A 23,793-nucleotide genomic window follows, 5' to 3' on the forward strand; every position below is an offset into this window, starting at 1 on the left:
CGGTCTCACCGTCCCCAATGCCACGCGAGCAGCAGCGCGTACAGGCCCATCGACGCGGCATAGAGCGCGGCGAGGAGTGCATAGCCTGCGATCTGGCGGCCGATCTTCGCCTTCGGCGAGATCCACCAATCGAGCGCCCTAAAGGCGGCGGGCACCAGCCACCAGCCGAGCAGCTGCGTGCTGACAAGATTGCCGACGAAGAGCGACAGCCAGACCGGCACGCCGTGGCGGTCGATCAAGGGCGCGCTGATGAAATAGCCCCAGAGGTAGACCACGGGATAGAGCACCAGAAGGACGATGAGGTTGCTCTTCCAGATCAGGCCAGGCCCTTGCTCCGGAGCCTGCGCCTTTCCGGCCGGGAACCAGAAATTGAAGCCGTAGCTCGCCCGCTTCACATTCATGCCGGCGTTGAAGCGCTCGCCTTCCCTCAGCAGCGACTGCCGCAACGGCGAGTCCAGCCATGCATTGAGGTTGGCATCACTGTCGAACGACAGGATGATGATCCATTCGTCGTGCAGGCCTGGAATCGGCCGCTCGATCTTGTGGCGCAAAAATCCCTTGAACTCGGCTTCCGCGGCCTGGATGCGCTGCTGCCATTTGAGGAACGCATCCTCGAGTCCGTCCGGGACTTTGAAGGAGATCACGGCGGAGACTGCGCTGTCGCGCTGCACGCCGGTGTCGGGCAGGATATGGACGTCTTCCGAACCGACGAAGAAGCGCTGCACCTCTGCGATGAGCCGCGCCCGCGCGTCGCTCTGAAGCCAGGCGCGGGCCGCGGCCGGGCTCGCGAAGCGCAGGATCGTCACCCAGTCGACATGGGCCGGCGGCTGGGGCGGCACCACCTCCTGGCTGAGGAAGCCGGGCCAGGCCTTGAGCGCCTCGCCGACCTCGCCGTTCCACCGCGCGAACGCGGCAAAGCCATCGTCAGCGATGCGACGTTGGATGACGAGAGCGACCGGCTGGCCGGCTGTGTCAGAAGATGCGCTCATTGGCAGCGGTCCGCCTCAGTCCTTCTTGTAGAGACGCTTGCCCATCACCCAGGTCTCGTCGACGCAGCGATCGTCGCCGACCATCATCACGGCGAACAGCATGCTCGCTGCCTCGTCCATCGTACGCGGCCCGGCGCCGTCGGCGATCAGCGACTGGTGCCACGCTTGCGCGACTTGCCCGCCGTTCGGATCGAGCGCGACGAAATCAGCCTCCTTGCCGGGTTCGAAATTACCGAGCTTGTCGTCGATGTAGAGACCCTCGGCCCCGCCGAGGGTGATCGACCAGAAGCCGCGATACGGCGAGAGCTTGTTACGCTCGGCCTCGGCGAGATCCTTGCGCGCCGGATCAATGCTGCCGTCGAGCAGCGTGTTGTTGCACATGCCGACCTTGTAGGCGTCGTCGAGCACGGAGATCATCGAGAAGCGGTTGCCGCCGCCGACGTCGGTGCCGAACGACATCTTCACGCGATGCTCCGGATCGGTGGCGCGGCCGAGGCGGAACAGGCCGCTACCGAGGAACAGGTTCGAGCACGGGCAGAACACCACCGCCGCGCCCTTCTTGGACATGCGGCGGAACTCGTTGTTGGAGAGATAGACGCCGTGGCCGCCGGAGAATTTCGGTCCGACCAGATCGAACTTCTCGTAGACGCCGAGATAGTCCTGGCAGTCCGGGTGTTCGACGAGCACGCCACTGCATTCGGCCGGGTTCTCGGAGATGTGGGTGTTGACCCAGCAGTCCGGATGCTCGTGCTTGAGGCGCTGACACGCCCTCAGCAGGTCCGGCGAAGCACCGAAGGCGAAGCGCGGCGTGATGGCGTAGAGGTTGCGGCCCTTGTTGTGGTACTGCGCGATCAGCCGCTTGCTGTCGCGATAGAAATTGTCCGGGGTATCGATGAAATCGGCCGGCGCGTTGCGATCGATGCCGGTGAGGCCCGCGATGACGCGCATGTTGCGGCGGGCCGCTTCCTCGAACAGTTCCTCGGTTGAGACAGGCGAGGAGCTCGTGAACGCCTGGCAGGTAGTGGTGCCGGACGCCAGCAGCGCGTCGAGGAAGCGCTTCACGCCCTCGCGTGCGTAGTTGCGATCCCGGTATTTGAGCTCTTCCGGATAGACCCACTTTTGGAGCCAAGGCAGCAGTTGCTCGCCATAAGCCCCGAGCACGCGGGTCTGCGGCAGATGGATGTGGCCGTCGATGAAGCCCGGGACGATGATGCGGTCTTTGATACGAGTGATCTCAACGCCCGGATGCGCGGCGGCGACCTTGTCATAAGGACCGAACGCCTTGATGACGCCGTCGGTGACAACCATGAGGCCGTCCTGGTGAAAGCGCGCGGCGGCCTGCTCGTTGCCGACGTGCTTCCAGGGATCGTCGACGAAGTCGAAGAACGTGCCGCGAATACCGACGGTGGTCATGATTTGGTTCCTTCCTTAATTCTGTGTGGCGTGGCGTGCCGAGGGGAGCGAGATCGCAAGCAGCGTGCCCGCGATGGCGCAGAGACCGAGATAGAGCCCTCCGATCGGTGCCTGCGTCGCCTCGGGCAACACCGCCGCGATTGCCATGGCACCACTCACGGCGAGGTAGCAGAGCGCGCTGATGAGGCCGCCGATCAGGCCGTGGTCGCGCTCGAACAGGCCGAGCGCCATGCCGTACATCATCGGGCACAGCACGCCGCAGCCGCCGAGCACCAGCGCGCCGCCCATCGTGATCGACGCAAGATCGAGACCAAGGACCATGCCGGTCGCGGTCAGCAGCGCGGCGCCGGCGAGAAACAGCGCGAAGGCGCCGAAGCCGAGCATGCGGGCCGGCATGAAGCGCGCGAAATGTGCGCAGCCGAGTTCGCCGGCGAGATTCACCCCGCCAAGTCCCAGTGCGACGAGTCCATAGATGGCGGCGGAATAACCGAGGCCGGTCTGGTAGAAGAAGGGCGCGACGACGCCGAATGCCAACTGCGCGCTGGCTGCGGCAGCAAACACCAGCACGAAGGCGAGAAAGCCCGGGCGAACGAGAGCCTCGCGCAGAATGCCGGCGGTGCGGCGCGGATCGAACGGCGCTCGCCGCTCCGCCGGCAATGTTTCCGGCAGCAGTAGCATGACGATCGCGGCGACGATTGCCGCGGCGATGGCAATGACGACGAAGACTCCGCGCCACGACGTCAGCTCGACGATGAAGCCGCCTGCTGCAGGCGCCAGCACGGGCGCGAGCCCCCAGGCGGCGCCAAGCAGGCCGGAGATCGCCGTGAGCTCGCGGCCACGAAAACAGTCGGCTCCGACCGCATAGGCAACGACGAGACAGGTGCAGCCGCCGATGCCTTGGAGGAAACGCAGCGCAAGCAGCAGCGATGCGCTGGTGGCCAGCGCGCAGGCAACGCTCATCGCGATGAGCACTGACAGGCCTGCGAGCAGGACGTTGCGGCGACCAAGCGTGTCGGAGGCGATGCCGACCGGCACCAGTGCGAGAGACATGCCGAGCATGTAGGCGGTGACCGTGTTCTGCATCGAAGCCGCATCAGTGGCGAGGTCCACCACCATCTGCGGCAGGCCCGGCGTATACGCGTCGAGCGGAATCTGACTGAACGGCACGACGCACAGCAGGATCGGCACGATCCCCTTCGCGCGACCGGCGTCCGACGCAACTGCAGTCATGGCTTACGCCCCCTCGATGGCCGCGGGCCTGTCTTTTCGTGCGCGCAATGAGATGCGACGATGCAGGTGCGGTCTTGACGCGTGGAGCGTGCCAGAACTGTGTGTAAAAACTCTTAGGCGTTCCCGTATCGGTACCGATTTTGATTGGCCGACGTTGCGATCTTTGCTGCCAGCCGGGCACTCAAACAAAAAACGCGAAAACAACCCCATGCACAGTACAAATCATTGAAGAATTCCGCACCTGGCGGCGCGAGCCCTGCGCGGGGGAACGTTTGACACGTCGGGCAAAACAGGCGCAGAATTGCATGATCGCCGATTGTGAATTCGCAAGTCGAGCCGGCGCCGTTAACCGCTCGGAAAGGCATCGCGGATCGCGACCGCCTCCGCCCCGACCGGCGGGCAGATCTGGTTCCCACTACGGCCGCCTTCCCATCCCGTTCCCGAGATTGCATGTTCGATCCCCCGGACCAGTTTGCGGCCGGAAGAGCCTCGACGCGACGATGAGATACAATGGAGACCGTGATGCAACGAGCGCCGGCTGCAGATGCCGCTGACTTGGACTACGGCTCGATCAGCACACTGCTGAGCGCCCTGCACGCGCGCAAGATCTCCGCGTCAGAGCTGCTCGCCCATACGATTGCGCGCATCGAGGCGTTGGACGGGCAGATCAATGCCGTCATCGTCCGCGATTTCGATCGCGCACGAGACGCCGCACGCGCCGCCGATGCCGCGCTTGGCCGCGGCGAGCGACGGCCGCTCCTCGGCATTCCCGTGACCATGAAAGAACCGTTCAACGTTGCAGGCCTGCCGACGACATGGGGCTTTCCGCATTTCAGGGATTTCCAGCCAGCGGAGGACGCCCTGGTCGTCTCGCGATTGAAGGCGGCGGGCGCCGTCATCATCGGCAAGACCAACATCCCGATCGGCTTACGGGATTTTCAGAGTTACAACGATATCCATGGGACGACGAACAATCCGTGGGACCTCGGCCGGTCGCCCGGCGGCTCCTCAGGCGGATCGGGCGCGGCACTGGCCGCAGGGTTCGGTCCGCTCTCGATCGGCTCGGATATCGGCGGCTCGATCCGGGTGCCCGCGCATTTCTGTGGTGTATTCGGACATAAGCCGAGTCTCGGCCTGGTCCCGCTGCGCGGATACAGCCTGCCGCCGGCACCGCCCGTCCCTAGCCAGGGGGACCTGGCTGTCATTGGGCCGATGACGCGCACTGCCGCGGACCTGGCGCTGGCGCTCGACGTGATTGCCGGCCCCGACGAAATGCGCGACGGGATCGGCTATCGCCTGGCGCTGCCTGCTCCGCGACATGACCAGCTCAGGGATTTCAGGATCCTCGTGATTGATAGCCATCCGCTGATGCCGACGGGCGAGGCCGTGCGTTCAGCCATTGGACGATTGGCCGAGCGGATCGAGCGATCAGGCGCGCAAGTCGCACGTTCAAGTGCGTCGCTGCCCGATCTCGCCCAGTCCGCGCGGCTCTACATGAAGCTGCTGAACGCAGCGCGAAGTCCACGCCTGACACCAGCCGCCCTCGCAGAGGCGCAAGGCCTTGCCGCCGCACTCTCGCCCGACGACCGCAGCCTGGCGGCCGAACGCGCCCGCGGCTGGGCCATGATCCACCGCGAATGGCTGGCGACTGACGCGGCGCGGCTTCAGCTGCAGCAACGCTGGCACGAGCTGTTCCGCGAGTTCGACGCAGTGATCTACCCGGCCGCTGCCGTGCCGGCCTTTCCACACGACCAGTCCGAGCCGTTCGACGCGCGGCAACTCGACATCGATGGGAAGCTCTATCCTTACGCCGATGCGTGCTTCATCTGGGCAGACCCCGCTTCGACCTGCGGACTGCCGGCAACCGCCGTTCCGATCGAGCGCACACCTGCGGGCTTGCCGATTGGCGTGCAGATCATCGGCCCCTATCTCGAGGACCGCACGACGATTGCGCTGGCTGGCCTGCTCGAGCGCGAGTTCGGCGGCTTTGTGCCGCCACCGTCACTGCCTTCAACGCAATTCGCGAAATAACAAAGGCCGTTACGTTTTGTCGGCCGACTGCGCCTCGACCGCCTCTACGGCGACGCTCGCGACCTGCCGCAGCGCCTCGCGATCCGCGCCTGAGGACGCCATCACGCCCATGCCGACCGCGACGGCCGAAACATAGCGCGCGAGTGCGGCGGGATCGGCGCCTTCCCTGAGATCGCCTTCGGCCTTGGCGCGAACAAAGCGGTCGCGGAGCTGGTCCTCGTTCTGGGCGCGGCGGGCGGCGAGCTCGAAGGGGACGTTCTCGGAGCCGGTGCCGCAGGCGATGCCGCCCTGCACGAGCAGGCAGCCGGGCGGGTTGGCGGGATCGGTCTGCTTGTCGGCGATGCCCATCAGCATCCGCTCGGCGACGGCGCGGGCGGTCGGGGCTGCGACCACCTCGTCCATCCAGACGCCCCGCAGCTTAGTGTAGCGGTCGAGCGCGGCCTTCAGCAGGCCTTCCTTGTTGCCGAAGCAGGCGTAGAGACTGGGGGGATTGATGCCCATGGCCTCGGTGAGCTGGGCAATGGTGGCGCCCTCATAGCCGTGGCGCCAAAACACTTCCATCGCCTGGTCCAACGCCACCTCGGCGTCGAATTCGCGGGGGCGTCCCATGCCCATCTGCCTCTCTCCTCCGAATTCGCGTTCTGCTGGAAGCTTAACGCCAAATCCTATCTATTTGTTCTAGCTTTATTTTCTCTGCCGTCTTCCAATTCTTGCGGTATGCAGCTACAATTTTCTTAGCGAACGGTACATAAGTATCTTGCGCTGCGGTATCCAGCTCCACATCTGTAGTGAACACTACATATCTGGAGCGCGCAAATGCACCTCTCCCAAAATACCGCCCGTACCGGCCGTTTTCGCCGCCTTCTCGGTGGCGTGGCCATCGTGGGCGCCCTGGCCGTAGCCGGTTCGATCGCGACCGGTCACTATTTTCGTACGGCCCAGGCGACCGCAACGGCCGCCGCGGCCGAGCAAGCCGTTTCCGTCACCGTCGCGATGATCGAGCCACGCCAGACCGTGCTGTGGGACGATTTCTCCGGCCGGCTCGAGGCCATCAACCGTGTCGAGCTGCGCCCGCGCGTGGCTGGAGCGATCCTGTCGACCAATTTCACTGAAGGCGCGCTGGTGAAGGCCGGCGACGTGCTGTTCAAGATTGATCCCGCGCCCTACGCGGCCGAGGTCGACAAGGCCGCAGCCCAGCTCGAGGCCGCCAAAGCGCGCGTCGTCTTCACCCAGAGCGAGCTCGAGCGCGGCGCGCAGCTGGTCGGCAACGCCGTGGTGACGCGGCGCGATTTCGACCAGCGCGAGAATGCCAATCGTGAAGCAATCGCCAACGTGAAGGCGGCCGAGGCAACGCTCCAAACCGCAAAGCTCAATCTCGACTACACCGAGGTGCGCGCGCCCGTGGACGGTCGCGTCGGCAAGATCGAGGTAACCGTCGGCAATCTCGTCGCCGCCGGCACCGCCTCCCCGGTGCTGACCTCGCTGGTCTCGGTCAATCCGATCTACGCCTCGTTCGATGCGGACGAAGAGGTCGTGCTGCGCGCGCTGAATTCCATTGCAGATGGCTCCGGCCGGCGCGGCAAGCTCGACCAGATCCCCGTGGAGATGACGACCTCCGGCGGCCTTGCGGCCAAGGGCCACATCCAGCTGATCGACAATCAGGTCAACGGCCAGAGCGGCACCATCCGCGTTCGCGCGGTATTCCGCAACGAGGACGGGCGTCTCATCCCCGGCCAGTTCGCCCGTGTGCGCATGGGGCAACCGAAGCAGCAGACGCTGGTGATGATCGACGAACGCGCGATCGGCACCGACCAGGACAAGAAGTTCGTGATGGCGGTCGGTGACGACAGCCGCGCCGTCTACCGGCCGGTCACGCTCGGCGGCGCCGTCGATGGGCTGCGCATCGTCACCGCGGGCCTGAAGTCCGGCGACCGCATCGTGGTCAATGGTTTGCAGCGCGTGCGTCCCGGCGCCCTCCTCAAGACGGAGGTGGCGACGATGGGCGCGCGAGGGCAGCAGGCATCCAACCACAGCAATCAGGACGTGGTGCAACGCTAGTTACGTCGTTCCGGTTCGCGCGGCTTGTCGAGCCGAAGCTCGAAGAGCGAAGGCGGAGCCGCGCCCGGAATGACGAAGTCATAACGACCAAGACATCGCATCTCGATTCCGGGTTCATGGGCGACACCTGCGTCCCGGACAACGGGAGAGTTGTCTCTCGCGCAGGGGCAAAGCCATGAATCTCTCAAAATTCTTCATCGATCGTCCGATTTTTGCCGGCGTGCTGTCGGTCCTGATCTTCCTCGCCGGCCTGATCTCGCTGTTCGCAATGCCGATCTCGGAATATCCCGATGTCGTGCCGCCGTCCGTCGTGGTGCGCGCGACCTATCCCGGCGCCAATCCCAAGGTGATCGCGGAGACGGTGGCGACGCCGATCGAGGAGCAGATCAACGGCGTCGAGAACATGCTCTACATGTCGAGCCAGGCGACCACCGACGGCGCGATGACGCTGACGGTGACGTTCCGCCTCGGCACCGACCCCGACAAGGCGACGCAGCTGGTGCAGAACCGCGTGCAGCAGGCCGAGCCGCGCCTGCCCGCCGTGGTGCGGCAGCTCGGCATCATCACCAAGAAATCGTCGCCCGACCTCACCATGGTCGTGCACCTCTTGTCGCCGAACGGCCGCTACGACATGACGTATCTGCGCAACTACGCCGTGCTCAACGTCAAGGACCGGCTGGCGCGGATCGACGGCGTCGGCGACGTGCAGCTTTATGGTGCAGGCGACTATTCGATGCGGGTCTGGGTCGATCCGCAGAAGGCCGCCGAGCATGGGCTGACCGCGAGCGACATCGTCAAAGCGATCCAGGCGCAGAACGTCGAGGCCGCCGCCGGCGTGGTCGGCTCCTCCCCGAACGTCAGGGGTATCGACCTGCAACTGTCCGTCAATGCCGAAGGGCGCCTCGCGAACGAGGAGCAGTTCGGCGACATCGTGGTCAAGACCGGCGCCCGCGGTGAAGTGGTGCGGTTGCGCGACGTCGCGCGCATCGAGCTTGGCGCCTCCGAATACGGCCTGCGCTCGCTGCTCGACAACAAGCAGGCGGTGGCGATCCCGATCTTCCAGGCGCCGGGCTCCAACGCGCTGCAGATTTCCGACAACGTTCGCGCCACCATGGCCGAGATCAAGAAGAACATGCCGGAGGGCGTGTCCTACCAGATCGTCTACGATCCCACCCAGTTCGTGCGCTCCTCGATCGAGGCTGTCATCCACACGCTGCTGGAGGCCATCGCGCTGGTGGTGCTGGTCGTGATCCTGTTCCTCCAGACCTGGCGCGCCTCGATCATTCCCCTGCTGGCCGTTCCGGTGTCGATCGTCGGCACGTTCGCAGTGATGCACGTGTTCGGCTTCTCCATCAACGCGCTCAGCCTGTTCGGACTCGTGCTCGCGATCGGCATCGTCGTCGACGACGCCATCGTCGTGGTCGAGAACGTCGAGCGCAACATCGAGGCCGGACTGTCGCCGCGCGATGCCACTTATCAGGCGATGCGCGAGGTCTCGGGGCCGATCATCGCGATCGCGATGGTGCTGATCGCGGTGTTCGTGCCGCTCGCCTTCATCTCCGGCCTCACCGGACAGTTCTACAAGCAGTTCGCGCTGACGATCGCGATCTCGACCGTGATCTCGGCCGTCAACTCGCTGACGCTGTCGCCGGCGCTGTCGGCGCTGCTGCTCAAGGGCCACAACGAGCCGAAGGACCGGCTCACGCTCATCATGGAAAAGAGCCTTGGCTGGTTCTTCCGCGGCTTCAACAAGGCCTTCACACGCTCCTCGGAGAACTACAGCGGCAGCGTCACCAGGGTGATCTCGGGCAAGGCGGCGGTGATGGGCCTCTACGCGGTGCTGGTCGGCCTCACCGCCCTCTTGTTCCAGCAGGTGCCGAGCGGCTTCGTGCCGGGCCAGGACAAGCAATATCTGGTCGGCTTCGCCCGCCTGCCCGATGGCGCAACGCTCGATCGCACCGAAGAGGTGATCCGCAAGATGAGCGACATCGCGCTGACCCAGCCCGGTGTCGAGAGTTCGGTCGCCTTCCCGGGCCTGTCGATCTCCGGCTTCACCAACTCCTCCAACGCCGGCATCGTGTTCTCGACGCTCAAGCCGTTCGACGAGCGCAAGGATCCCTCGCTCAGCGGGCCCGCGATCGCGGCCGAACTGAACAAGAAATATGCCGGGATCCAGGAAGCCTTCATCGCCATGTTCCCGCCGCCGCCGGTCAACGGCCTCGGCACCATCGGTGGCTTCAAGCTCCAGATCGAGGATCGTGCCGGTCTCGGCTATGAGGCGCTGAACGAGGCGACCAAGGCGTTCATGGCGGCGATGCAGAAGGCCCCGGAGATCGCCGGCGTGTTCTCGAGCTTCCAGGTCAACGTGCCCCAGCTGTTCGCCGACATCGACCGCACCAAGGCGCTCCAGCTCGGCGTGCCCGTGACGGAGGTGTTCAACACGCTCCAGATTTACCTGGGATCCTACTACGTCAACGACTTCAACAAGTTCGGCCGCACCTATTCCGTCCGTGTGCAGGCTGATGCGCCGTTCCGCGCTCGCGCCGACGACATCAGGCAGCTGAAGGTGCGCTCGTCCTCGGGCGACATGGTGCCATTGTCGGCGCTGCTCAAGATCCGCCAGAGCGCGGGGCCGGAGCGCGCGATCCGCTACAACGGCTTCCTGTCCTCCGACATCAACGCGGCGGCTGCGCCCGGTTTTTCATCGGGCCAGGCGCAGGAAGCGGCAACGCGGATCGCGGCGGAAGTGCTGCCGCCGGGCTTTGCCTTCGAATGGACCGACCTGACCTATCAGGAGTTCATCGCCGGCAATTCCGGCATCTGGGTGTTCCCGCTGGCGATCCTGCTGGTGTTCCTGGTGCTGGCCGCCCTCTATGAGAGCCTGACCTTGCCGCTCTCGATCATCATGATCGTGCCGATGGGCCTCTTGGCAGCGATGTTCGGCGTCTGGATCTCCAAGGGCGATAACAATGTCTTCACCCAGATCGGCTTGATCGTGCTCGTCGGCCTCTCCGCCAAGAACGCGATCCTGATCGTCGAATTCGCGCGCGAGCTCGAATTCGCAGGCCGCACGCCGATCCGCGCCGCGATCGAGGCGAGCCGGCTGCGGCTGCGCCCGATCCTGATGACGTCGATGGCCTTCATCATGGGCGTACTGCCGCTGGTGCTCTCGACCGGCGCGGGCTCGGAGATGCGGCGCGCCATGGGTGTTGCCGTGTTCTCCGGCATGATCGGCGTCACCGTGTTCGGCCTGTTCCTGACGCCGGTGTTCTATGTGCTGCTGCGGACCGTCACCGGCATGAAGCCGCTGACGCATCACGGCAGCGACACCAGCGCGGCGCCGGTCCAGACGGTGGGTCACTAGATCAGGGAAATCCTCAAGAGCAGCAACACACGAGCACGGTCTTGCGAAAGACCGTCTCGTTGACGTGATGAAAGGCGATCACGCCGGCCGCGGAGCCGGCGACCGACGCCATGATTTTGCTTCGCAACATGATGCCACGTCCGCCGGAGGCGCATGGCGAAAGAGGATGGAGAAGAACCAGATGTAGCGGGTCCGCGGAGCACAAAACAGGCCCGGGGGTTCCCGGCGAAACCCCTTTCCCGATGCGACGAAACACGCCTGAAACAGATGGCCGGTTAAGTGGTTGTCAAAATAAATACAGGGACGGCCACCATGCAATTCTTCCTCGACCTGATCTACGAATATTCATGCTGCCAGAATCTCGTCGCCCACCCGCTGCGGGAGGACGTGCTATGATCGAACTGATCTCTGCCCTGCTCGCCCTTTGCAGCATCGGCGTCTTCGCGGCGCATGCGCTGGACGCCTACCGCACCACACACTTCTGACAGACATCGTTGCCGAGTTGGCTCCACCTCTCCCGAAGGAGAGGTGAAGCCTCGTAGCCGGCTCGAATCCATCCTCCCGGCGCTAGAATGGCCGCCGGTAAAAGTGCTCGGAATGCGTTGCAGCAGGAAACCGATTGGCGAGCGCAAGCGCGCCCCTTTCGTCGGTCTCGAGCGCAATCTTCTGCGCCAGCATCACGTCGCCGGGCACGAGGAAGCCTGACGGGACGAAGCACCATCCCATCGTCGCTCGGCCTTCATCGTCGACTTCGTGGACGTTGGCTGCGGTACCGTAGTGAATGCGATAGGTCTTGCCGGTGTCGCAGCCGACGACGTCGAAATACCGATGCTGTTCGAATTGCGCGCGTTGAGCGGACGAGAGCCATTCGGCGAGCAGCCGGCGGCCCCGGGCATCCGGCGTGTTCTCGCCGAAGAAGCGCCGATAGAGTTCGCGCAGCGCGTGCAGACGCGCACGCGCCGGGCCGCGGAGCCAAACTGCCGCGATCATGATCAGCTCAGATCAACCGCCGACCAGGCGCGGATAGAACAGCGTTTCCTCCGCGGTCGGATCGAACGATCTGATACGAGTGACCTCGCCGGGTCCGGTTCGAAGCGCGGCGGTGAAGCCGGCTCCGGTCAGCTCCCGAAAGCGCCGTTCGGCTCGCGCCAGCGCTTCGGCATTGCCAGGATCAAACTCGTGGCGTGTATCGCCGGTCTGGTCCATCACAATCTGGGTTGCCATGTTGAGTCTCCTCATGCCCACCCCTGAACCTGATCAAAGCAAACGTCGTGCCGTCAGTTCCCGATGGCAACAACTTTCTCGCGCCGGCGCATCACGCCTTGCTGAACGACTTAGCGCGAGGCTGCCGCCCCACCTCCTTCGTCGATCTGTCGACCCATCAGCGCGATCGCCTTCTGATAGACCCCGGCCGCATTCCAAGCCTCGATAGCGGCGAAATTCGGCTCGCCGGGCTGGTAACCGGCTCCTGCGCGCCAACCATGGGCTTTGAGGAAATTCGCCGTCGAATTCAGCGCGTTGGCAGCCACATCGAGATTGCCGGTGCCATAGGCCAGGATGTTCTTGGGCATGAACTGGGTCTGGCCGACCTCGCCATGCATGGAGCCGCGGGTCGAACCCGACAGCGTGCCGCGGTCGATCAGCTTCAAGGCGGCATAGAGCTGGTCGGTGAAGAATTCGGGACGGCGGCAGTCATAGGCAAGGGTCGCGATCGACGACAGCATGTTCTGGTTGCCGCGCTGGCTGCCGAAGCCGGTCTCCATGCCCCAGATCGCGATCAGCGGCCCCGGCGGGACCCCGTAGCGCTGCTGGATCGAGGCGAACAAGGCGGCCTGCGACTGCTTGAGCTGCCGTCCCTTGACGACGATGGTGGTGGCGCCGCGCTTGGCAAGGAACTGGTCGAGTGTCAGCGAAAAGCTGCGCTGGCCGCGATCGGCTGCGATGGTTGCGCTGGCATAATTGGCCTGCATCAGGGCCGACAGCGCGGTGGGGCCGATGCCCTTGCCCTGCGCCTCCGCACCGAATTCGCGCTTCCAGGCCTCGAAGCCGGCGGGCGAGCTGCCGCATTGCGCGGCCTCGGCGGCGGGCGCCAGGCAGCCAAGCAGCGCCATCGCGCCAAAAACCGCCCCCGCAACAGCCCTGCCCCTGATCATACCCACTGTCTCCCGTCCTGTACCGATCCGGGCGCGATCTTACCCGCTCGAAAGCGCCGACTCCATGGCGCGATCATAGGACAATTCGAGACCTTCCAGGTTGCCCTCCTTCCGCCATGTATCGAGTAGCCGCAGGAACGCCACCGGCCCGCGCCAATATTGGCTGTTTCTTGCCGCGATCGGATCGAGCACGCCTTCATTGTTGTAATAGCCGGGCGTGCATTCGGCGAGATAGGTCTGGCGGCCGAGCGCGGCCTTGACGACCTCGTCGACCCAGGCCCTCTCGGCCGTGAGCGTCGGCTCCAGGGTCCGCGCTTTGCGCTTGCGCGCTTCTGCGATGACATAGGCAATGTGCTGCGACTGCTCGTCGATGATGTGCGGGAAGTTGGCGCTCTGGCCGGCCTGCACCGTGACGATCAGGAAGCAGTTCGGGAAACCGCGGCTGTAGAAGCCGTGCAGCGTCTTGACGCCGTCGCGCCAGCGCTCGGACAGGCTCCTGCCGTCGCGGCCATAGACCTCAAAGCCCATGCGGCGGGCGTAATCGGTGCCGACCTCGAAGCCGCTGGCATAGATCAGGCAATCGAGCTCATAGGTCTTGCCGTCGACCACAACCGCATTCTCGGTCATGCGCTCGACGCCCTGCCCTTTGGTGTCGACGAGATGCACGTTGGGACGATTGAACGTGTCGAGATATTCGTCGTGGAAGCACGGCCGCTTGCAGAACGCCTTGTACCAGGGCTTGAGCGCCGCCGCGGCCGCCTCGTCCTTAACGATCGCATCGACGCGGGCGCGGATCTCCTCCATCTTGCGATAGTCGGCTTGCTCGATCACCCTGAGCGCCTCTTCCAGCGAGGTCACCGGCTGCGGCTGGCGACGCGGCGCCAGCAGGATCTCGCCGAGCAGACCAGTCCATCCGTCCTGCACCAGATCCCGTTCGAACGGCTCGCCCGAGATCACGGCAGTGAAATTGTCCATGCGCTCGCGCTGCCAGCCTGGCTTGAGGCTTTGTGCCCAGGCTTGGTCCGTCGGTCGGTCGTCGCGCACGCCGATCGCGGACGGGGTGCGCTGGAAGACGTAAAGCGCCTTTGCCGAACGGCCGAGGTGCGGCACGCATTGCACGGCGGTCGCGCCGGTGCCGATGATGCCGACGCGCTTGTCGGCAAGGCCGGTGAGGCCGCCCTCAGCCGTGCCGCCGGTGTAGTCATAGTCCCAACGGCTGGTGTGAAAGTTGTGGCCTTTGAACGTCTCGATGCCGGGAATGCCCGGCAGCTTCGGCCGGCTCAGCGGTCCGCCGGCGAGAATGACGAAGCGCGCGCGGATGCGATCGCCGCGATCAGTCTCGACCAGCCAGCGTGCCTCCTGCTCCTGCCACTCCATCCGTGAGATGATGGTCTGAAACAGCGCACGCGCGTAGAGATCGAAATGACGGCCGATGCGGCGGGAGTGCTCATAGATCTCCGGAGCCCGCGCGTATTTGCGCACCGGCATGTAGCCGGTCTCTTCCAACAGCGGCAGGTAGATGTAGCTCTCGGTGTCGCAGGCAGCTCCAGGGTAACGATTCCAGTACCAGGTGCCGCCGAAATCGGCCGCCTTTTCCACGATCCGGAAATCGTCGATGCCGGCCGCGCGCAGGCGCGCGCCGCACAAGAGGCCGCCGAAGCCGCCACCGACGATGAGCACTTCGGTCTCTTCACTGACAGCTGCGCGTGTGAAGCCGGGATCGGCCCAGGGATCGTCGAGATAGCGAGCGAAATCGCCTGATACCTCGACATACTGTGCCTTGCCTTCGCTGCGCAAACGGCGGTCGCGCTCGTCGCGATAGCGCGCACGAAGGGCGGAGATATCGATCGTAGATTCGCCGGCAGCAGTGGTCTTGTGTTTTTCCGCTGACATTCGTCTCCTCCACGGCAGACACCGCTGCGCCGGCCGTTCGCATGAAGTTAGCCCTGAAAAAGTGCGCCATGCAATCACGCGGCTTCTTTTTTGCGTGAACGTCGCTGGGCGTTCCGTTAACCTCGCGCGTAATCACAAGCGTGCGCCATGCAACGACGTGGCGTCTGGAGGAAACCATGCAGGGATTGATGATGGACATGCCGCTCCTGATCAGCGGCCTGATCCAGTATGCCGCCGACTATCACGGCGAAGCCGAGATCGTCGCGCGCGAGATCGAGGGCGACATCCATCGCTACACCTATGCTGATGCCCATCCGCGCATCAAGCGCATGGCGCTCGCCTTGAAGCGGCTCGGCATGAGATCCGGCGACCGTGTCGGCACGCTGGCGTGGAATACCCACCGCCATTTCGAGATGTTCTATGCCGCGCCGGGCATGGGCTATGTGTTGCACACCGTCAACCCGCGGCTGTTTCCCGAGCAGCTCGTCTACATCATCAATCATGCCGAAGACCGGCTGCTGTTCATCGACCGGGCCACGCTGCCGATCGTCGAGGCGATCGCGCCGCAACTATCGAGGATCGAGGGCTACGTCGTGATGTCCTCGCGCGAGCGGATGCCGCAGACGAAGCTGGCGAACGTGCATTGCTACGAGGAGCTTCTGGACAGGGAGAACGAGGCCGGTTTCGCCTGGCCCGAGTTCGACGAAAAGTCCGCCTCCACCATCTGCTACACGTCGGGCACGACGGGCAATCCCAAGGGCGTGATCTATTCGCACCGCGCCGCGATCTTGCAGACCATGACCTGCTGCAGTTTCGACTTCCTGCCGGGCCATGTCGAAGGCGTGCGCGAGGTGATGATGCCGATGGCGCCGCTGTTTCACGGCAACGGCTGGAACATGCCGTTCACCGCGCCCTATACCGGCTCCAAGCTGGTGCTGCCCGGCCGCAACTATGAGCCCGACAAGCTCTATGAGTTGCTCGAAGGCGAGAAGGTGACGCTGTCGGCGGGCGTGCCGAGCTTTTGGCTGATCCTGCTCGACTGGCTCGGGCGCACCGGCAACAAGTTCTCGACTCTGCGCGCAACCCTATCGTCGGGCTCGGCCCCGCCGCGCGCGATGGTCGAGAAGCTCAAGCGCGATTACAACATCGACTACATCCAGGCCTGGGGCATGACCGAGGCGCTCGGCTGCTCGATGCCGGGCCTGCGGCCGGGCTCGGAGCACCTCAGCGACAAGGAGAAGTTCGACCGGCGCCAGGTGTCCGGCCGCGCTTGTTTCGGCACCGCCTTGCGCATCGTCGATGATGCCGGCAATGAATTGCCGCGTGACGGCAAGACCGTCGGCCATTTGCGCGCTCGCGGCCCGTGGGTCGCCTCCGGCTACATGAAGCTGGAGGAAGGCCTCGACCGCGACGGCTGGCTGATCACCGGCGACATGGCCGTGATCGACAGCCAAGGCCACGTCACGCTGACCGATCGGTCCAAGGACGTGATCAAGTCCGGCGGCGAATGGATCTCCTCGATCCAGCTCGAGGACGTCGCCTTGTCTCATCCCGATGTGCTTCAGGCTGCCGTGGTCGCGATCTCGCACGACAAATGGCAGGAGCGCCCCCTGCTCCTCGTCGTCCGCAAGAAGGGCGCGAGCGTCGACGGCAAGACTCTGCTCGACCACATGCGCCCGAAGATTGCGAGCTGGTGGCTGCCGGACGCCGTCGAATTCCTGGACGAATTCCCGATGACTGGGACCGGCAAGGTGCTCAAATCCGCGCTGCGCGAGAAGTTCAGGGAATACCGCGTCGCTTGAACCGCCGCGCTCGGAACAAATGCCGTCCACCGATCAAGGAGACGAAAAATGCTCTACCCGATGTCGCCAAAAGTCGTCGAGCTCAAGCGCAAGCTCGAGAGCTTCATGGACCGGCACATCTATCCGAACGAGGAACGGTTCTATCGCGAGGCGGAAGAGCTCGGACCGTGGAAGGTCTATCCGGTCGTCGAGGAGCTGAAGCCGCTGGCACGCGCCGAGGGTCTCTGGAATCTGTTCCTGCCGGAGTCGAACCGCGGTGCGGGTCTCACCAATCTCGAATATGCCCCGCTCTGCGAAGTGATGGGCCGCTCGCACCTTGCGCCCGAAGTATTCAACTGCTCGGCGCCCGACACCGGCAACATGGAGGTACTGGAACGCTACGGCACCGAGAAGGACAAGGAGCGTTGGCTGAAGCCGTTGCTCGCGGGCGAAATCCGCTCCTGCTTCGCCATGACCGAGCCGGCGGTCGCATCATCCGATGCGACCAACATCGAAAGCTCGATCATGCGCGACGGCGACCATTACGTCATCAACGGGCGCAAATGGTACACGACCAACGCGACCGACCCGCGCTGCAAGATCTGCATCTTCATGGGCAAGACCGATCCTGACAATCCGGACCGGCACAAGCAGCAATCCATGATCCTGGTGCCGATGGACACGCCGGGCATCGAGGTAAAGCGTCCCCTCCCCGTGTTCGGCTTCTACGGCGTGCCAGACCGCGCCTCCGAGGTGGTCTTCACCAACGTCCGCGTCCCGAAGGAAAACATGCTGCTCGGCGAAGGCCGCGGCTTCGAGATCGCGCAGGGCCGTCTCGGCCCCGGCCGCATCCATCACTGTATGCGGCTCATTGGGCTATCCGAACGCACGCTGGAAAAGATGTGTCGCCGCGTGCGCAGCCGCGTCGCCTTCGGCAAGCCGGTCTCGGAGCAGACCGTGACGCAGGAGCGCATCGCCGAAGCGCGCATCATGATCGAGCAGGCCCGGCTGCTGACGTTGAACGCGGCTTACGCGATGGACACTGTCGGCAACAAGGTGGCGAAGGCCGAGATCGCGATGATCAAGGTCGCCGTGCCCAACATGGCCTGCCAGATCATCGATTGGGCGATCCAGGCCCATGGCGGCGGCGGCACCTCGAACGATTTCGGGCTGACGCAAGCCTACGCCACCGCGCGCCTGCTGCGCCTCGCCGATGGACCGGACGAGGTGCATAGAAACCAGATCGCGCGGTTCGAGCTGAAGAAATACTCGAACGCCTAAGGAGGCGTTCGCTCATGGTGCTGGAGAATACGCATTGAGGATCGCAGTCTAATCGACGCTTGGCGGCTCCTGGGTGGATGCAGACGCACGCGGCTTCGAAATTCCTTCGAGTATCGCTCCGAAGATTATGATCGGCAGATAGAATGCAAGCATGATCGTATTTCCTCCTGCTGTGACAACCTTGACCTACAGGTCAAGTTCCTCAAATTGAAATTCGCCCGCGCCGGAACATTGTCGTCGTTTGCAATAGCTAGCGACCCGAACCGCAGCGAGTATCAGGAACGCATCGCATCAATCGCATGAGCGATCAGAATGACTGCGCTCGCGGCAATGAGAAACGCAAACAACCAACTCACGTCCGCCTCCAATCCCGGAAGTGAACGCGCTCATCCATGCACAGTCAAAAGCCATCGGCCTGGAACCGCTATTCAGCGGCTCGCTGATGCTTCGCAGCAACAAGTGCATCCGCTGTCGGCCCTATCGGCAGAATGCCAAAAGGAGCAACGTGCCGACGACGCAGGTTGCTAGGACTAAAAACCAAACGCCCATACAGCTTCCCCGACTCACATACGCCAGTCAGGATTAGCCCTACGATTTGGCATTGAAACGCTTGTTGCCGGTTTTTCCCCAGCCCAAACGCGATTCCCCTGCTTGCTGCCACCGCGCGATCACGCGAATTAGTCCAATACCTCTACCGTCGCCGAGCGGCCGGCGACGAGCGCCATGTTATCGGGGACATGATCCAGCGCGATGCGCACGGGGACGCGCTGGGCGAGCCGCACCCAGCTGAAGGTCGGGTTGACGTTGGCAAGCAGGCTCGCGCCCTCGGCGCGGTCGCGGTCCTCGATGCCGGCGGCGATGCTCTCGACGTGGCCGGTGAGCGTGACCTTCTCGCCCATCAGGCGGATCTGCACCTTGTCGCCGACACGGATGCGCGCAAGCTTCGTCTCCTCGAAATAGCCTTCGACATGCAGCGTGTCGGTGTCGACCAGCGCCATCACGCCCCTGCCGGCCGTGACATAAGCGCCGGGGCGCAGGTTCATGTTGGTGATCACGCCGTTCACGGAGGCGCGGACCTCGCTGCGATCGAGATTGAGCTGGGCCACCGCACGATCGGCGACGGCCTGATCAAAGGCCGCCTTGGCTTGGAGTTGGGTGGCCAGAACCTGCTCCTGCTTCTGCTGCGACACCGCGTCGGTCGTCAGCGCGCTGTAGCGCTTCAGGTCGGCGTTGGCCTGATCGAGCGTTGCCTGATGACCGGCAACCGGGGCATCGGCCTGCCGCAAGGCCAGTGCAAAACGCTCGCGATCGATGCGGAACAGGACGTCACCGCGATGGACCTTCTGGTTGTCCTTGACCAGCACCTCGGTGACGAAGCCGGACACGTCGGGGGCGACCTGAACCACGTCGGCGCGCACGCGGCCATCGCGCGTCCACGGCGACTCCATGTAGTAGACCCAAAGCTCGCGGCCGACGGCGAGCGCCGCGACGACGACAATGATGGTCAGCGCGAGGCGGGCAAGCCAACCAAGATTCCCTTTCATGGCAGAAACTCCGAGAAATAGACGACGCCGCCGAGGAGGCAGACGAACAGCGCGAAATCGAATAGCGCGCGATGCCAGACCAGCCGGTAGAGATCGAAACGCTGCATGAGCCGGCGAAGCAGTGCGCTCAGCACATAGGCGACGATGATCCACAACAGCAGCGCGGGCACCTGCACACCGTAGATGTCGATCTGATATCTCATGCAGCAACACTCTTGCCTGAGCTTGGCCGATAGGCCGGCGCGTCCGGAAACAGGCCACGCCGGATGCCGACGAGGCCGACCAACGCATCTTCTCGCGCGCGGTCATTGGGGTCCTTGACGGCGCGCGCGAGCGCCCGATCGATGCTCGTCAGCAGCTCGAACGGCATGCCACCGCCCGCATATCTGCGGCAGGCAATGGCGAGCTGATCGAGCATGTCGTCGATGACATGGATGGTCGTTGCGGCGAGGCCATAGCGGGCGCGGCGCAAATCGATGATGTTGAGCCCGATGCGGAGCTGGACCAAGCTGTCGGCGTCGCGGCGATCGCTCTCGGAGAGGAAGGCGATACGCTGCACCAGCAGCCCGAGCCGGTGCAGCATGAGACCTGCAAACTCCGCGCGGTCGCGCTTGCCGCGGCGTTCGGCAGCGACCGCAAGCGTCTTCCAGCTCGATAGCACCAGGCGATTGGCGATCCACTCCGCGCCCACGCCGCGCGCGATCCTGGTTACGAGCTCGGCGATGACCACGCCGACGAAGAAGGCGGCGGCCGAATTGGCGTAGGACGCAAAATCCGCGTTGTAGATCGACTGCAGCGCGAGCAGCGTCGCCGTATTGGCCGCGAGCGCCATGCCGGTTCCTGCCGTTGCCGGTCGTGCGATCAAAAGGCCGTAGAGCAGGAAGGTGGGCGCCAGCGCGATGACCAGGACCTCGATATGGGAGATCGCAGGCACCAGCGCGAATAGGTAGATCGCGACGACCACGATGGCGACCAGCGACCACAGGCCGAAGCTGCGGATGAAGCGTGCGGGTTCGTCCTGCGCGGCGAAGAACGAGCAGGCGACCGCCGCCATCATCGGCGCCGACGCGCCATCCGGCCAACCGGTCCCGATCCAGAACAGGCAGCAGATCAGGATGGCGATGGCCGCGCCAGCCGCCGACCACAGCGCAAGGCCGCGATCCCTGTGGCGTACGGGCGCAGCACCGGCCTCGGAATGGAACGCCACATCGACGGTCGAAATCTTGCGGCTTTCGGCGATCGCCTGGCTGAGCGCGCGGCAATCGCGCGAGAGATCGACAAGCTCGCGCAACCGCAACAACAGGCTCGTGGTGATGATCCGCTCCCAGGATGCGCTGCCGTCGAGCGTTGCCTGCCGCTCGGCGATCGTGGCGCGGATCTGGTCGGCGGGCTGCCGCGCGCTGACGTCGCTGACAATCCATTGTGCCAGATCATCGAGAAGTCGCTTCAGCTCGGGGTGCCGCCGCAAGGCCTCTTCGCCGAGCGCCGCCAGCCGGTCCTCGAGCGAGGCGATCACCGGCAGCAGCATCAGCATGCGCAGCCAGATCTCGCTGAGGCCGCTTACGGCGCTGCTGTCGGTCAACCGGTCATAGGCGAGATGGGTCGACAGCGTGTCGATCTCGACGATGTCGGTCGCAAGCTTGAGGCGCCTGGCGCGGCGCGTCTCACTCGTGCCCTCGCGCAGCAGCACGACCTGGCTGAGGCGGCGGGCATCCGCCAGCCAGGCATCGACGCGGCCGGCAACCGCGGGCGCGACGCTGCGTGGGAATATGATTGTGGAGACGAGGCTGGCGCAGACGATACCGAGGGAGATTTCCTCGAGCCTCGCCACCGCCGTATCGAAGATGTTCCCAGGCTCGGACACGGAGGGAAAGCTGATCAGCGCAACCGTGTATCCGGCCAGCATGAAGACATAGCTGCGCGGCGTGCCGTCGAGTAGCGACAGATACAGGCAGAGCCCGACCCAGAGCGCGATTGCGAGGCACAGGAGTTCGGGCGCATCGATCAGGTTGGGCACCAGCGCCACCGTCATCGTCGCGCCGACCAGCGTGCCCATCACGCGGAAGAACGCTTTCGAGCTCGTCGCGCCCGCCAGCGGTTGCGAGGTGATGTAGACAGTCGCCATCGCCCAATAAGGCCGCGGCAGGTCCATCGCGAGGGCAATGACGAGCGCCAGGATCGACGCGGCGAACGTCTTCAAAGCGAAAATGAGGTCCGCGTGGCGGACCAGGAACGGCTCTTCGGCGCGCATGACTATTTCGCCTCTGGAGCAGTCTTGGCGTCATGCAGGCGGCTGGCCCGCTGCTCGATGCGCTGGAGCGTTTCGAACGTTATCGCAAGTTCTTCAGCTCCGATATCCTTCAACAGGCTCGCCCGCACCCGGCGCAGCACCCGGTTGGTCTCCTCGACCTTGGCCTCACCCGCTTTCGTGAGATGTAGCGTTTTGGCACGCCGGTCAGTCGGATCCTCGCGGCGTTCCACGAGGCCCTCGGCCTGGAGCAGGTCGACCAGGCGGACGAGCGAAGGGCCCTCGATTCCCAATTCATCGGCGAGCACGCCCTGACGGACGTTTTCGCCCTGGCGCGACAGCACCAGCAGCGGGATCGCCGTCGCATAGGACAGGCCATGATCGGATAGCGCCTGGTCGGACTCGCGGCGCCATATACGGCCAAGGCGCGTGATGAGCCGGCCAATCTCGGCGTGGATATGAGCCTGCGAACGAGCCATGCAAATTAGATAGGACACAAACTATTAGCTTGCAACTATATAGCCTGGCATAGGTCGGACGATCACGAGAAAGCGAACGAGAAACAGCGCGATATGGGATCGGGTTCCGCGACGGAGGCACGGGCAGTGATTGCAGGCGAAAGCGCGCTGACGCTAGTCCCGACCTTCGTCGTCGTGGCCGTGGATGCCACCGGGATGGGGACCATCCTGCCGCTCCTACCGTTCTATTCGCAGCGGCTCGGCGCCACGCCGTTCCTGCTCGGCGCTCTGATCTCGGTCTATGCCGTCTGCCAGCTCATCGCCGGCCCCGTGGTCGGCATGCTCTCGGACCGCTATGGCCGGCGAAAGGTTCTGGTCGTGAGCCAGATCGGAACGCTCGTCGGCTTCGTTCTGCTCGCCGTGGCAAGCAATCTGACGATGGTGTTCCTGGCGCGCATCATCGACGGCCTGACGTCCGGCAACATCTCGGTCGCTCACGCCTATGCCGCCGAGCACAGCGGGCCCGCGACCCGCAAGCAGGCGCTTGGCATGACGAGCGGCGCGATCGGAACGGGACTCCTGGTCGGCCCTGCTCTGTCGAGCCTTCTTGTCCACTACGGGGAAACTGCGCCGGTGTGGGCCGCAGCCGCGCTCTCCTTGATCAGCATCCTGGCGACGATCGCACTGCTCCCGCCTGACCATCCGGCGTCCGAGCCGCTCTACCAGCACCGCGTGCCCCCGCCGACGCTGACCCGCTCGATGCTCGGCATGCGCTACGCATGGCGGCTGCTCGGTCTTCTCATCGTGTTCTTCTTCGTCAATTCGATGTTCCTGTCGCAGATCGGCCTGTTCCTGTCGGCGCGCTTCTCCTGGGACGGGCATCCTTTCGGCGCGCGCGAACTCGGATGGATGTTCGCCTATGCCGGCTTCATCAACATGGCGGTCCAGAGCTTTCTGATCACGCGCGCGAACCTCATCGCTTCCGACCGCGGCATCGTCACCGCGGCGTTCGCCTGCATGGGACTGGGATTTGCCGGCCTTGCGGCCGGCAACAGCATCAGCCTGCTCGCGATCGAGCTGACGCTGATCATCGTCGGCACCATGTTCGCCCGCAGCACGCTGACGGCGGAGCTGTCGCGCAGCACCGCGATCAATCGCCAGGGCATGATCATGGGCCTCAATCAGTCCCTGATGTCGGGCGCAAACATCAGCGCCCCGCTCGTGAGCGGCGCGCTGATCGGCCATCGGCTCTTTATCGCCTGGGCGCTGGTGATGGCCGCGATCGCGGCGATCGGCGCGGCGCTGGCGGGGCAGCTGCCCGACACCCCGCGGACGCGCTAGCGCCCTCGC

18 protein-coding genes are annotated in these 23,793 nt (G+C 64.5%); 6 read left to right on the plus strand and 12 right to left on the minus strand.

Features of this window, described 5'->3' with window-relative positions; translation table 11 throughout:
• Positions 1-5: 5 nt before the first annotated feature.
• From BLV07_RS19610 to BLV07_RS19620, 3 genes are read right to left on the minus strand one after another with little or no spacing between them, the layout of a single operon-like run.
• Complete coding sequence (locus BLV07_RS19610; RefSeq protein WP_091888558.1) at positions 6-989, minus strand: antibiotic biosynthesis monooxygenase; 984 nt, start codon at positions 987-989, stop codon at positions 6-8.
• 15 nt (positions 990-1,004) lie between these two features.
• Positions 1,005-2,402 (minus strand): guanine deaminase, encoded by a 1,398-nt coding sequence (gene guaD / locus BLV07_RS19615; protein ID WP_091888560.1) that lies wholly within the window; start codon positions 2,400-2,402, stop codon positions 1,005-1,007.
• Between the two features lie 15 nt (positions 2,403-2,417).
• Positions 2,418-3,632, minus strand: coding sequence for a multidrug effflux MFS transporter (locus BLV07_RS19620; RefSeq protein WP_091888562.1), 1,215 nt, complete (start codon positions 3,630-3,632; stop codon positions 2,418-2,420).
• A gap of 522 nt (positions 3,633-4,154) precedes the next feature.
• Between BLV07_RS19620 and BLV07_RS19625 the strand changes: the two genes are divergently transcribed.
• Entirely contained in the window at positions 4,155-5,663 is a 1,509-nt protein-coding gene (locus BLV07_RS19625; RefSeq protein WP_244551150.1) for an amidase, read from the plus strand.
• A gap of 9 nt (positions 5,664-5,672) precedes the next feature.
• Here BLV07_RS19625 and BLV07_RS19630 read toward each other — a convergent pair whose 3' ends face one another.
• Positions 5,673-6,278 carry a TetR/AcrR family transcriptional regulator gene (locus BLV07_RS19630; protein WP_091888566.1) on the minus strand — a complete coding sequence of 202 codons (606 nt, stop codon included), beginning with the start codon at positions 6,276-6,278 and terminating at the stop codon, positions 5,673-5,675.
• Between the two features lie 201 nt (positions 6,279-6,479).
• On the opposite strand from BLV07_RS19630, the gene BLV07_RS19635 reads away from it, so the two are divergent.
• Both BLV07_RS19635 and BLV07_RS19640 read left to right on the plus strand, forming a co-directional pair.
• Positions 6,480-7,721 carry an efflux RND transporter periplasmic adaptor subunit gene (locus BLV07_RS19635; RefSeq protein WP_091888568.1) on the plus strand — a complete coding sequence of 414 codons (1,242 nt, stop codon included), beginning with the start codon at positions 6,480-6,482 and terminating at the stop codon, positions 7,719-7,721.
• Positions 7,722-7,896: 175 nt separating this feature from the next.
• Positions 7,897-11,085, plus strand: a complete 3,189-nt coding sequence (locus tag BLV07_RS19640; protein ID WP_091888570.1) for an efflux RND transporter permease subunit — start codon at positions 7,897-7,899, stop codon at positions 11,083-11,085.
• A 567-nt stretch (positions 11,086-11,652) separates the two neighbouring features.
• On the opposite strand, the gene BLV07_RS19645 is transcribed toward BLV07_RS19640, so the two are convergent.
• From BLV07_RS19645 to BLV07_RS19660, 4 genes are all read right to left on the minus strand, one after another.
• Positions 11,653-12,075 (minus strand): hypothetical protein, encoded by a 423-nt coding sequence (locus tag BLV07_RS19645; protein WP_091888572.1) that lies wholly within the window; start codon positions 12,073-12,075, stop codon positions 11,653-11,655.
• A 12-nt stretch (positions 12,076-12,087) separates the two neighbouring features.
• Positions 12,088-12,309 carry a hypothetical protein gene (locus BLV07_RS19650; protein ID WP_091888574.1) on the minus strand — a complete coding sequence of 74 codons (222 nt, stop codon included), beginning with the start codon at positions 12,307-12,309 and terminating at the stop codon, positions 12,088-12,090.
• Between the two features lie 110 nt (positions 12,310-12,419).
• Positions 12,420-13,238 carry a lytic murein transglycosylase gene (locus BLV07_RS19655; protein WP_091888576.1) on the minus strand — a complete coding sequence of 273 codons (819 nt, stop codon included), beginning with the start codon at positions 13,236-13,238 and terminating at the stop codon, positions 12,420-12,422.
• A gap of 39 nt (positions 13,239-13,277) precedes the next feature.
• The gene (locus BLV07_RS19660) at positions 13,278-15,131 is read right to left on the minus strand and encodes a flavin-containing monooxygenase (RefSeq protein WP_091888578.1); all 1,854 of its coding nucleotides are present in this window, start codon (positions 15,129-15,131) and stop codon (positions 13,278-13,280) included.
• A 176-nt stretch (positions 15,132-15,307) separates the two neighbouring features.
• On the opposite strand from BLV07_RS19660, the gene BLV07_RS19665 reads away from it, so the two are divergent.
• Both BLV07_RS19665 and BLV07_RS19670 read left to right on the plus strand, forming a co-directional pair.
• On the plus strand, positions 15,308-16,933 hold the full coding sequence (locus BLV07_RS19665; protein WP_091888580.1) for a long-chain fatty acid--CoA ligase: 1,626 nt from the start codon (positions 15,308-15,310) through the stop codon (positions 16,931-16,933).
• 48 nt (positions 16,934-16,981) lie between these two features.
• Positions 16,982-18,193, plus strand: coding sequence for an acyl-CoA dehydrogenase family protein (locus BLV07_RS19670; RefSeq protein WP_091888582.1), 1,212 nt, complete (start codon positions 16,982-16,984; stop codon positions 18,191-18,193).
• A gap of 677 nt (positions 18,194-18,870) precedes the next feature.
• Here BLV07_RS19670 and BLV07_RS19675 read toward each other — a convergent pair.
• From BLV07_RS19675 to BLV07_RS19690, 4 genes are read right to left on the minus strand one after another with little or no spacing between them, the layout of a single operon-like run.
• Complete coding sequence (locus BLV07_RS19675) at positions 18,871-19,737, minus strand: efflux RND transporter periplasmic adaptor subunit (RefSeq protein ID WP_091888584.1); 867 nt, start codon at positions 19,735-19,737, stop codon at positions 18,871-18,873.
• On the minus strand, positions 19,734-19,940 hold the full coding sequence (locus BLV07_RS19680; RefSeq protein WP_091888586.1) for a DUF1656 domain-containing protein: 207 nt from the start codon (positions 19,938-19,940) through the stop codon (positions 19,734-19,736). Before BLV07_RS19680 ends, BLV07_RS19675 begins: the two co-directional genes overlap by 4 nt.
• Positions 19,937-21,988 carry an FUSC family protein gene (locus tag BLV07_RS19685; RefSeq protein WP_091888588.1) on the minus strand — a complete coding sequence of 684 codons (2,052 nt, stop codon included), beginning with the start codon at positions 21,986-21,988 and terminating at the stop codon, positions 19,937-19,939. Before BLV07_RS19685 ends, BLV07_RS19680 begins: the two co-directional genes overlap by 4 nt.
• Before the next feature lie 2 nt (positions 21,989-21,990).
• On the minus strand, positions 21,991-22,464 hold the full coding sequence (locus BLV07_RS19690) for a MarR family winged helix-turn-helix transcriptional regulator (RefSeq protein WP_176945642.1): 474 nt from the start codon (positions 22,462-22,464) through the stop codon (positions 21,991-21,993).
• 39 nt (positions 22,465-22,503) lie between these two features.
• Between BLV07_RS19690 and BLV07_RS19695 the strand changes: the two genes are divergently transcribed.
• On the plus strand, positions 22,504-23,784 hold the full coding sequence (locus BLV07_RS19695; protein ID WP_349525191.1) for an MFS transporter: 1,281 nt from the start codon (positions 22,504-22,506) through the stop codon (positions 23,782-23,784).
• The last annotated feature ends 9 nt before the right edge of the window (positions 23,785-23,793 follow it).

This window comes from Bradyrhizobium sp. Rc2d (assembly GCF_900099855.1).
Classification (GTDB): Bacteria; Pseudomonadota; Alphaproteobacteria; order Rhizobiales; family Xanthobacteraceae; genus Bradyrhizobium.

Excerpts from the sequence above, each read along its gene's own strand:
- BLV07_RS19610 (WP_091888558.1), bottom strand. The coding sequence starts at position 989 with ATGAGCGCATCTTCTGACACAGCCGGCCAGCCGGTCGCTCTCGTCATC.
- guaD (WP_091888560.1), bottom strand. The coding sequence starts at position 2,402 with ATGACCACCGTCGGTATTCGCGGCACGTTCTTCGACTTCGTCGACGAT.
- BLV07_RS19675 (WP_091888584.1), bottom strand. The coding sequence starts at position 19,737 with ATGAAAGGGAATCTTGGTTGGCTTGCCCGCCTCGCGCTGACCATCATT.
- BLV07_RS19620 (WP_091888562.1), bottom strand. The coding sequence starts at position 3,632 with ATGACTGCAGTTGCGTCGGACGCCGGTCGCGCGAAGGGGATCGTGCCG.
- BLV07_RS19680 (WP_091888586.1), bottom strand. The coding sequence starts at position 19,940 with ATGAGATATCAGATCGACATCTACGGTGTGCAGGTGCCCGCGCTGCTG.
- BLV07_RS19650 (WP_091888574.1), bottom strand. The coding sequence starts at position 12,309 with ATGGCAACCCAGATTGTGATGGACCAGACCGGCGATACACGCCACGAG.
- BLV07_RS19645 (WP_091888572.1), bottom strand. The coding sequence starts at position 12,075 with ATGATCGCGGCAGTTTGGCTCCGCGGCCCGGCGCGTGCGCGTCTGCAC.
- BLV07_RS19670 (WP_091888582.1), top strand. The coding sequence starts at position 16,982 with ATGCTCTACCCGATGTCGCCAAAAGTCGTCGAGCTCAAGCGCAAGCTC.
- BLV07_RS19635 (WP_091888568.1), top strand. The coding sequence starts at position 6,480 with ATGCACCTCTCCCAAAATACCGCCCGTACCGGCCGTTTTCGCCGCCTT.
- BLV07_RS19640 (WP_091888570.1), top strand. The coding sequence starts at position 7,897 with ATGAATCTCTCAAAATTCTTCATCGATCGTCCGATTTTTGCCGGCGTG.
- BLV07_RS19665 (WP_091888580.1), top strand. The coding sequence starts at position 15,308 with ATGCAGGGATTGATGATGGACATGCCGCTCCTGATCAGCGGCCTGATC.
- BLV07_RS19685 (WP_091888588.1), bottom strand. The coding sequence starts at position 21,988 with ATGCGCGCCGAAGAGCCGTTCCTGGTCCGCCACGCGGACCTCATTTTC.
- BLV07_RS19630 (WP_091888566.1), bottom strand. The coding sequence starts at position 6,278 with ATGGGCATGGGACGCCCCCGCGAATTCGACGCCGAGGTGGCGTTGGAC.
- BLV07_RS19690 (WP_176945642.1), bottom strand. The coding sequence starts at position 22,464 with ATGGCTCGTTCGCAGGCTCATATCCACGCCGAGATTGGCCGGCTCATC.
- BLV07_RS19625 (WP_244551150.1), top strand. The coding sequence starts at position 4,155 with ATGCAACGAGCGCCGGCTGCAGATGCCGCTGACTTGGACTACGGCTCG.
- BLV07_RS19655 (WP_091888576.1), bottom strand. The coding sequence starts at position 13,238 with ATGATCAGGGGCAGGGCTGTTGCGGGGGCGGTTTTTGGCGCGATGGCG.
- BLV07_RS19660 (WP_091888578.1), bottom strand. The coding sequence starts at position 15,131 with ATGTCAGCGGAAAAACACAAGACCACTGCTGCCGGCGAATCTACGATC.